11 protein-coding genes are annotated in these 8,966 nt (G+C 50.4%); 6 read left to right on the forward strand and 5 right to left on the reverse strand.

All coding sequences use genetic code 11. The annotated features are described in order from the left end of the window. Nucleotides 1–21: 21 nt before the first annotated feature. Nucleotides 22–1,143 carry a DEAD/DEAH box helicase family protein gene (locus A6A04_RS15880; RefSeq protein WP_245651242.1) on the reverse strand — a complete coding sequence of 374 codons (1,122 nt, stop codon included), beginning with the start codon at nt 1,141–1,143 and terminating at the stop codon, nt 22–24. 325 nt (nt 1,144–1,468) lie between these two features. Between A6A04_RS15880 and A6A04_RS15885 the strand changes: the two genes are divergently transcribed. Both A6A04_RS15885 and A6A04_RS15890 read left to right on the forward strand, forming a co-directional pair. After that, a complete protein-coding gene (locus A6A04_RS15885; protein ID WP_068494620.1) occupies nt 1,469–1,846 on the forward strand; it encodes a hypothetical protein in 378 nt (125 codons plus the stop codon). A 35-nt stretch (nt 1,847–1,881) separates the two neighbouring features. After that, nucleotides 1,882–2,496, forward strand: a complete 615-nt coding sequence (locus A6A04_RS15890) for a hypothetical protein (RefSeq protein WP_068494622.1) — start codon at nt 1,882–1,884, stop codon at nt 2,494–2,496. A gap of 141 nt (nt 2,497–2,637) precedes the next feature. On the opposite strand, the gene A6A04_RS15895 is transcribed toward A6A04_RS15890, so the two are convergent. Together A6A04_RS15895 and A6A04_RS15900 are read right to left on the reverse strand one after the other, a co-directional pair. Beyond that, nucleotides 2,638–2,994 carry a DMT family protein gene (locus A6A04_RS15895; protein ID WP_216636120.1) on the reverse strand — a complete coding sequence of 119 codons (357 nt, stop codon included), beginning with the start codon at nt 2,992–2,994 and terminating at the stop codon, nt 2,638–2,640. 26 nt (nt 2,995–3,020) lie between these two features. After that, a complete protein-coding gene (locus A6A04_RS15900; RefSeq protein ID WP_068494624.1) occupies nt 3,021–3,506 on the reverse strand; it encodes a TspO/MBR family protein in 486 nt (161 codons plus the stop codon). Nucleotides 3,507–3,666: 160 nt separating this feature from the next. On the opposite strand from A6A04_RS15900, the gene A6A04_RS22735 reads away from it, so the two are divergent. The 4 genes from A6A04_RS22735 to A6A04_RS15920 all read left to right on the forward strand — a co-directional run bounded on the left by A6A04_RS22735 (nt 3,667) and on the right by A6A04_RS15920 (nt 5,777). Beyond that, complete coding sequence (locus A6A04_RS22735; RefSeq protein WP_068494626.1) at nt 3,667–3,966, forward strand: DUF3572 domain-containing protein; 300 nt, start codon at nt 3,667–3,669, stop codon at nt 3,964–3,966. Beyond that, nucleotides 3,963–4,664, forward strand: a complete 702-nt coding sequence (locus A6A04_RS15910) for a DUF7168 domain-containing protein (protein ID WP_068494628.1) — start codon at nt 3,963–3,965, stop codon at nt 4,662–4,664. Before A6A04_RS22735 ends, A6A04_RS15910 begins: the two co-directional genes overlap by 4 nt. Nucleotides 4,665–4,807: 143 nt before the next feature. Then, nucleotides 4,808–5,248, forward strand: coding sequence for a response regulator (locus A6A04_RS15915; protein ID WP_068494630.1), 441 nt, complete (start codon nt 4,808–4,810; stop codon nt 5,246–5,248). Between the two features lie 67 nt (nt 5,249–5,315). Beyond that, on the forward strand, nt 5,316–5,777 hold the full coding sequence (locus tag A6A04_RS15920) for a bacteriohemerythrin (RefSeq protein ID WP_068494632.1): 462 nt from the start codon (nt 5,316–5,318) through the stop codon (nt 5,775–5,777). 47 nt (nt 5,778–5,824) lie between these two features. Here A6A04_RS15920 and A6A04_RS15925 read toward each other — a convergent pair whose 3' ends face one another. Both A6A04_RS15925 and A6A04_RS21845 read right to left on the reverse strand, forming a co-directional pair. Beyond that, the gene (locus A6A04_RS15925; protein ID WP_245651244.1) at nt 5,825–7,387 is read right to left on the reverse strand and encodes a hemerythrin family protein; all 1,563 of its coding nucleotides are present in this window, start codon (nt 7,385–7,387) and stop codon (nt 5,825–5,827) included. A gap of 30 nt (nt 7,388–7,417) precedes the next feature. After that, complete coding sequence (locus A6A04_RS21845; RefSeq protein WP_082914984.1) at nt 7,418–8,797, reverse strand: bacteriohemerythrin; 1,380 nt, start codon at nt 8,795–8,797, stop codon at nt 7,418–7,420. Nucleotides 8,798–8,966: the final 169 nt, after the last annotated feature.

Here is an 8,966-nt window from a genome sequence, read left to right on the forward strand (position 1 = left end):
CCCCAGGGCCGGGCGAGTGCGTCAAGGTGGGGAATTTTCAGTCGCCCCTTCTGGGGAGTATTCAGGCGGCAGTGACAACTGGGCGAATAATTCCTCGGCGGCATCCTCTACGTCCTTGTTCACCTGATAGAGGAATGGCTGATCCCCAACAAGTTCGGCGGCCTTGGTCAGGCCGAGGATGGTGTTGCTGATCTCCGTTCCATCGACATTGACCTTCTTGCCGCCCAGCTTTTTGGACCAGCTATCTTCGGCCAGATAATGAAAGGAGACCCGATGACCGTTCTGGTGCTGCTGGAACCGAAGGGCATTGATCAACTGGCGATGTGGTTCGAACACCGCCCCCTGGACTGCCCATAGGTGATGAAGCAGCGACTCCTCAAAGTGTGCCCCCATGATGATCGCCGATGCGAACTTGGTGAATGCCGATGGCTTCAGAACTCCAAACAGGTAGAGGGGATATTTCCCGTTCTCCGTGTCACCGGCCACGGTGCGTTCGATGTTCTCCCTGATCGCGAAGACATCATAATCCGGGTCCAGAATGGCTCGGGCTATGGTTCTAAATTCGGCATCAACGGCATCATCACCATCAGCAAGACGGCGAAGCTTGGCATTGTCTGTTGCCGCCACCTTAACGTTATCGGCGGAAAAATCCTGCCACGATATGGCCGAGGTGATGATCTCGTGGTTGTGTGGAAGATGCCGACAGAACATCACGTCGGGGGCAGGAATCTCATCGACGATCACATGCCAATGTTCAGGCCGGTGGAGATATGGCAGCCGCAGCAACGCCTGCTGGGTCAAAAACAGTACCTGGCCCTCTTCACCTGGGCACTTAAGGTGCCCCATGATCGTGGAGATCACCTGCCCATCTTCGCAGGTGCTGCTATCGAACCGATAGACCGGAACCGCCCTTTTTCGCAGTGATCTGGCCCGTTCCTGAGCCTTGGCAAACCATTCGTCGATGCAGGTTTTCGTGGGCTGGGCGATGATGACCTTGTGGCCCTTGGCTGCCATATCCACCGCATAGGTAACTGCTGCATCGGTTTTGCCTGCACTTGCAGGACTTGAAACCGTGAAAATTCGTTTTCCCTTGATCTCCATAATATCACCAAAAACAAAACCCTCGACAGTGCGAGCCGCCAAGCTCCTGTCGAGGGTTATCACCCGAACCTAACCGGGCGTTTGATTGTTGTGATCTGTTGGCGGCTCGATCAGTACATCTATTTATCAATAGCGATAATTCGCTGACTCCATATGAAATGGGTGCCAAACCCGTATACCTGGGCCGCACCGTCGCGGCCAATTTCTAAATTCAGCATGAACGCAGATAAGTAAATTGACAAAATCACCCCTGAAATGGGCCAGCCCGCCCAGGAGGCTGGTGGGGCTGGCGGCACAGACCACCCCAATTTGCCCAATCTCAATGTTCCTGTTATGATCTTATTCGGCCAGAATGGGAGGAAGCATCATGACCATCAAGACCAATCTTCCGTTCACCCTGATGGCCTTGGGCCACACGGTTTCTGATGGGGTGGTAACCGTCGCCGATGGCTCGGTGGATGAGTATCCAGACCGTTGCTATGCCAGCGTGGTTGTGACCGGAACCGTCCTGGCATGGGGCCGTGGTGGCGTAGTCGGCCAGGACACAGCAATCGACCAGTTTCTCGATTCCTCGATCTGGATTCAAAGTGGTCAAATTGACGGGGTGGTCGAGAATTCGACCATCAGGGTCAATCGCGTCACTCGGGTTGATCCGAGATCGGGCGATGTCGATTTCAATGATTTGGACCGCAACTTGCAAATCGTCAACCAAATTTGCGAAAATTCAAAAACAAATATAAAATAGACAACAGCATCACCTCGCCCCGTGCGGAGGTAATTATGAGTCTTCATAACATCTGCACTATGTCGCTGATATCGGTCTTCTTTCTAATGGCAACGACAGCCACCGCGAATGCCCAGGAAGGCGTCTTTTTTACGACGGACAAGGGTTCCGCCGGTTTGGTGAAGGTCGCCCCTCCCCCCGTGTATCCACGCGATCCCAACCTGCCCAATTATTATTCCCTCGGCTCGAAGCCCTCGCCGCCGCCCATCACATACAGAGAAATCAACGATCCAGGATACTGGCACCGTGAGCAAGTGGCCGTCCTGGGCAAGGATTCCAACGGCATGAACTTGCATGATCGTGGAGTGTACTGCTCAGCCCAAGAGGCCAAGATCAGCCGTTTTGCCGAGATTTCCATGCAATGGTTAAGCGATCACGATTTGTGGTTTTCTCCGTCATTTGGATACATTTCTCATGGAATCGTGATGTCGGAATCGCGTGACATCCTGACCTATGCACAAGTCGCATTTCGCGACATCAGGTACATCAAGCACGATGGAGCCAGAATCCAGCATTGTGATGACGTTGCCGCATTTGCGATCATGCGGATGCAGAAATTATTGGAGAAATACCCAGAAGACCCAGGCTGGGTGGAGCGGGTTCGAAACTGACTGACCATCAGCATAATTGGACGCCATGACCTCGGATTACTTCAAACGCAACTGTATGTCCGAGAAACCGACATGGGCCGGCCATTCTTCGTCGGAGTGGAAACGTTCAACAACGATGCCGTATTATTTTATACCTCCGAATTACACCTGGATCGGGCTCTTGAATACAAAGAACGCACCTGCACAGATCAGGGCAAAGCCGATGGCATGATTTATGGTCAGTCGCTCCCCCAGGTACAAGACGGAGAAACCGGCAAACACGGTGAGGGTAATAACCTCCTGCATCGTTTTAAGCTCTGCGGTCGAATAGGTTCCATGGCCGATTCTGTTCGCAGGAACTGCAAAGCAATATTCCACAAATGCAATAAGCCAGCTAACGACAATGGCAATCCACAAAGCTCTGTCTGTAAATTTCAAATGCCCGTACCACGCAAAAGTCATGAAAATATTGGATATTACTAATAAGATTATTGGGGCGATGGCGGATGAGTTCATCATAAGAACTTTCATTTGCAAAAAGGTTATTAATTTAGGCTCCAGAACCCAATATTTAAAGCCGATGCAAAGCCGACCCAAAGCAGATATGGAACCATGAGCATTCCGGCGATCTTGTCTCGCATCAAGAATGCCACCGTAGTGACGATGATGGCGATCTCCAGAACCACAATCTCGACCGCCGCCACACCGATCAGGTGGAACTTGAAGAACAGGAAGCTCCAGGCGAAATTCAACACCAACTGGATCAGGAACAGCCGAATGCATGAGCTATCCCACTGGTACTGATCACGCCCCCAAGCCCTCCAGGCCGCCACAGTCATCATGATGTAGAGAGCCGTCCAGACCGGGCCAAAGACCGCATCAGGCGGCGTGAAGGATGGGTGAGCCAAATCCTTGTACCACCCCTGGACAGCGGGAATGGTGACCATGCTGGAGATGCCCGCAACGCCCAGGCACAACACGATCAAAACGACCAGATAGCCAAACCGGGGATTGGTCTTTCTGAACTTCATGCTCACGGGGAGACCCTTCCGAAATTTCCTGGTCAACGTTCATGATGCCGGGCCAACCATAGCACCCCGATTGAATTCATCACGACATCGGCGTTTCCCCCGGCGACCGGCGGAACTACACTGCGGCCACCAACCGCTTTCCGAACTGGTCACCGACCCAATGCCGCCGAAAATTCCAAAACTGGGACGTGAAGGTGCCGAAACACTGGCCTTGCACGCCGTCTCGGTAATTGTCGCTGATGACGAATTGCTGGCCCAGTTCATGTCCTTCACCGGCAGTGGTGCCGACGAACTTCGCACCCGTATCACCGATCCCGATTTCCTCGGAGCCGTGTTGGATTTTGTCCTCGAATCGGACATCACCGTCGAGAAGGTGGCCCAGGCGGCAGGCGTTGCCCTGGAAACAATTCTGATCGCCCGTTCCCAGCTTCCAGGAATGCAGGTGGACTGGACGCCATGACCACTGATCTCGACAAGCTGAAAACCCGGCTCCAGGCACTTCGGGCCAAGACCATCGCCAATGGCTGCACCGAGGAAGAAGCTTTGGCGGCGGCAGCGAAGGTGGCCGAGCTATTGGATCGCCATGACCTGTCCATGACGGACCTGGAAATCCGCGAAGAGCAGTGTGAAAAGTCCACCATCGAAACCAACCGCAAGCAGCGACAGCCGATCTCCGCCTGCATCCCGGCCATCGCCGAATATTGCGATTGCAAGGTATGGAGGGAAAAAGACGACAAGGGCATCCGGTACGTCTTCTTCGGTCTTCGCCCCAGCATCGAGATGGCCCATTACGTTTACGACGTGATCGCCACGGCCATGCAGACCGCTTGGGTCCAATATGCTCTGGCCCAACGAATTCTCCGCTATGGCAAGGACGAAAAGGGATCGTTCATGTTCGGCATGGCGGTGTCGATTGGGGAGAAACTGATCGCCATGAAGGCCGAACGCGATGAAGCCAACAGGGTCAGCAGTGGTCGCGATCTGGTGGTGGTCCGCCACGCCATCGTCGAATCAGAATTCGCCAAGCTGGACCTAAACCTGCGTCGTGGCCGGGCATCGGGGAAGAAGGTCGCTGCTGGTGCGTTTGAAGCTGGTCACGCCGCCGGTCAATCCCTGGCTCTTCATCCTGGCGTCCATGGCAAAGGTTCTGGGAAATAGGAAACAGGGCGTCCATCGCTAATTGTAGTCATTCAATAGCAATAGTAGAATATCTTGGCTGTGTTCTGGGGCATGTGGTACTTAATGGTAAGTGCCGATTGATGGCCGCAAATCAACGACACCAAGATGAAAGTGTCAAAACCATGTTTCCACGAATCCGAAGGGCATTGGTCGTTGATGACGCTAAGCCGATGCGGGAACTGATCAGAATCGCTCTGGGTTCCTTCCATTGCCGCGATGTAATCGAAGTGGAGGATGGCACACTCGCATTCGGTGCCGCCAATATCGTCAGCCTTGAAGACGGCGATTTGACAGATGGCAGCACTGACATCGTTTTTCTTGACTGGATGATGCCCATGCTCGACGGCATAGCCTGCACCAAGCTGATCCGTTCAGGTGGGCTTGACGGCTTTAATGCCGATGTTCCAATCGTTATGGTTACGGCCAGGACAGAAGATGAATGCGAGAGAGCAGCTTTGGATGCAGGCGTCACCGTTTTTGTCAGGAAGCCCGTGTCACTTCGCTCACTTTCCGCCGGAATTGCTGAAGCCCTGACCAAAACACCTCAAAAGATGCTGGTGTAGCCTCCCCTTTAAAAATGGAAGTGATCGATAAAACTGTAGGGCATAGAATACCGCAGAAAATGTCGGCTTGATCGGCAGCGAGGACGATATGCTTAAGCTCACGCAAGATATGATGGTCGGGCACCCGATTATTGATGCCGACCACAAGAAGCTCATCAGCATAATAAATCAATTCTTGGTAACTGCAAAAACATGCAAAACCTTAGAGGGGGAAGTTGATGGGCAAAATGAAGCTGCGATGCATGTGACGCTGAAGCAGCTAATCACCTACACACATGAGCACTTTGAGAGAGAAGAAAAAATACAAAGAGAGTGCATGTATCCATATTTCGACATGCACGCCAAAGAGCATCGTGTTTTAAAGGCTCAACTTGAGGAAATGGCATCGTCCTATTTCATCACAAAGTCGAGAAAGGTAAACCGTCAATCCCTTAACGAAATGAGCGAATTTTTAAGGATGTGGCTATTTAATCACATCATGAAGTTTGACATGAACTACAGAGACTGGGTTTGCCCAAAGGGGGATTAGGGCGTTAGCATAATAAATATACATTCATTCACAGTGTTGCTGTTTCGCTATTTTTCGACAATATCAAAGTCCTGCAAAGACGCGGCTGATCCGAGTTCCATTTCCAAGATTTTTCCGGCCGCCTCGTTTGCCTCTATGGCTGCGGACTTTGCGGTGGAACTCATAGCGTCCAATCCACCGATTACCGCAGTCAAGCTTGCCACCCGGCCCATTTGTCGCCGCAAGATATCCCCGATTCCAAGGGGGATGCCCTGCTTGCCGGACAAAATATCACCGCAAAGCCGTATGATTTTTTTTGCAGCCGTCACGGCCAGAGAATCCGCACTTTTCGTCAGTGCATGCCGTATCTCGCCCAACCGTTTAAGCTGAAAATTAGAGCATCCACTTACCTGCACCCTGGAATCAGCAAGTTCCATAAGGTTAATCAGCCTCTCTGTAGATTTCGAAATATCACGAAGCAATGCAGTCTTCCGTTTTTTATCGGCCACTGCACTTGTTTGCAAGTTAACGTTCATAATTTTTGCGGCCAACTCGTAGGCATTTTCAATTACGAGGCCAGTTTGTTTAAGAACGGGGTCGCCACCACCATTAGCATCAAATTCACCATTCATCTTGGCGATCATGACGCGGTCAATGCTAACAATATGCGTAACAAGCCAATTGTATATTATATAGAACAGTTTCTCGCTTCCGCCACCATTATGAAAATCATCACGTTTTATTCTGTCAAGCTTTTCAACGAAGCCAGAATGAATCCGCTTGTGCTTATCTCTCTCGTCATAATCAAAGGAGTCCATTAGAGTCTCTTCGTGCATAAAATGCATTTTTACATAATTTGAAAGACCATTAAGAACGTCATCCACAGCCTTTCTTTCATATTCCGCACTCGAAGTAGCCCCAAGTATTTTAAGAAAATCTATGATTTTTTGGTGTTGCTCATCGATATCTTCTCGGCCAGTGGCAATCGCCGCAGACCATCCCATCTCTGTCTTCGTATCCACCGAAGAGGAACTGGAAGCGACATCTTGGTGGTGATCACTACTTTTGATTTGCCGCTGAGCTACGGATTGGGCAATTACCGGGGAGCCTTCTTGGCGGCGGGTCTGGGCATCATCAGCCCGTCTAAACGGCCCCTTGTAGCTCTTCATGACGGCAGAACGCCTGTCCGGCCCATGGAACATCGGCGAAGCAATAAATGCCTTCTGCTTGGTCATCGTCGCCGTGACCGCCATTTGCAGCGTATGGCGGGTGATGGGAAGCGTAAGCGAGGCGGATATGCCCGCGTCTCTTGCCACGATTAGCTCATCTGCCGTCCACTGATTATCCAGGGCAATTATAGGAAGGGATTGAGGTGGCTGCCCCTTCCCCCAACGGACATGCTTCAAAATCTTTAGGTGCCCACTTCCACCAAGCTTATCGCACAAGATAATATTTATGTTTGATGCATTTCCATGCTCAAGGTGAAGCATCGTGTGACTTATGTCTTTTGTTTCTTCTTGAACTACAAAACCACACTCACGCATCACAGAAACAATAAGCTTTCTTGTCGCTACATTTTCGATAGCGACGAGTGCTTTAACGTCAAATGAGGGTGACGCTACGATTGTCATTCGTATTTATTCCGGTCGTATTTTAATAATTCAGCGTGACATATAGCTTTCCGACACCTTCCTGCCAGATGCTGAAAGTTCCTCCACATCAGCGTATGTGATTTTGTCCACCCCACCCTTCAATTCCCGACATCTATCTCGGAAGGTTTCAACTGAGTAGGATTTGGCTCCAGAAAATTTTCGAATTTTCTCTGCCACCTCATCAGCAATATTTTCGAGCTTTGTTAAGCTGCGAAAAGTGCTTTCATTTGTAGCCAGTCCGTCACGCACGCCAGCCGCCAAAGAGTTACATTCAAAAATTATGGCTCCAGCAAGACTTTTTAAACGGTAATTTACGATAACTTGGATGGCTTCACTTTTTTTGGATTCATACTGCTCCATCGGAATGCCTCGCCCTAACGCCTCGACCGGATTCGGAACTATGATTTGTGGGGCTGAGGCACAGCCAGGACGATTCTCATTTCGGCGTTCAGGTCCAATATAATCTTGGGTGACGATAAAAGGCTTCCGCCTTTCTACATGACCAACAATCTGATCTCTCAATTGGCCGGATGAGAATGGAATAAGAAGCACAGAATCAGTTCCTGAAGACATGGCACTACGAACCGCCACTTCATCCCTTGTTGAAAGGATCAATACCGTCAATACGAATGGATCGCAATTTGTTTGTATAGAGCGGATTTGGCGAATGAAATACGTCGAATCATTTCCGTCAACCGCAGCGTCCATGATAACAATCTGGAAGCCGCCATTTCTGCATGATTCATCAAGGGCAATAAAGTTATTTGACTCCTCTATGTTTGAAATACCAATCTCATTTAGTGTGAATCTAATTCCAGATCGAATTGTGCTGCTTGGAACGCAAATTAATGCCGTTATTTTAGCGTAATCTATCTTCACCTTGGCAGGCACGATGACAGTAGGAACTCCCACTTTTTCAGGCTCTTCATTCTCAAGAGCGTCGAGAGCAAGATACGCAAGCGGCCTCTGATCAACGTCGTCATCAGTCAGCAGTGACCTGAACTTCATGTCCTCATTCATAATGTGACTTGCAAGCCACTTAAGGACAAGATCGTGCAGTTTCTCCGCAACGGACAAACGTCCGCCACGATACAGCCTGATAACCTCATTAATTTTGCGATTGAAGGCAAAGTGCTTTGCACGATGATCTTCAAAGTGTTGAAAGCCAACCTTAGCCATGGCCTTTTCTTCACGGAGAAAGTGCCCTGCGACATATTCTTCGAGCATCGCCAAGGCACTATCGATTACGAATTTGCTTTCCGCTGCATCTAAATCGACGCACTTGAGCAAATTGGCAATTTCAAAGAATGCCTTGTGATCGCTGTCAATCGCAGCATTCCCTACAGAGAAAGCGTCTGACCACCCAGCGATTTGGCACGCTTCCGTCATTCAGCAAAATCTCCATGAACTCCGCTGATTACCGCCCGCCAATTCGGGCAATAAAACCATCCACCTCGCGGCTAAGATTTTCAGACTGCCGCGACAATTCCGATGCAGCATCAGCAACCTGACCAGCGGATTCGGTAGCTTCTGCGGCAGTCGCTTGAACCGTGATGAT

Origin of the sequence: Paramagnetospirillum marisnigri (assembly GCF_001650715.1) — a bacterium.
Classification (GTDB): domain Bacteria; phylum Pseudomonadota; class Alphaproteobacteria; order Rhodospirillales; family Magnetospirillaceae; genus Phaeospirillum; species Phaeospirillum marisnigri.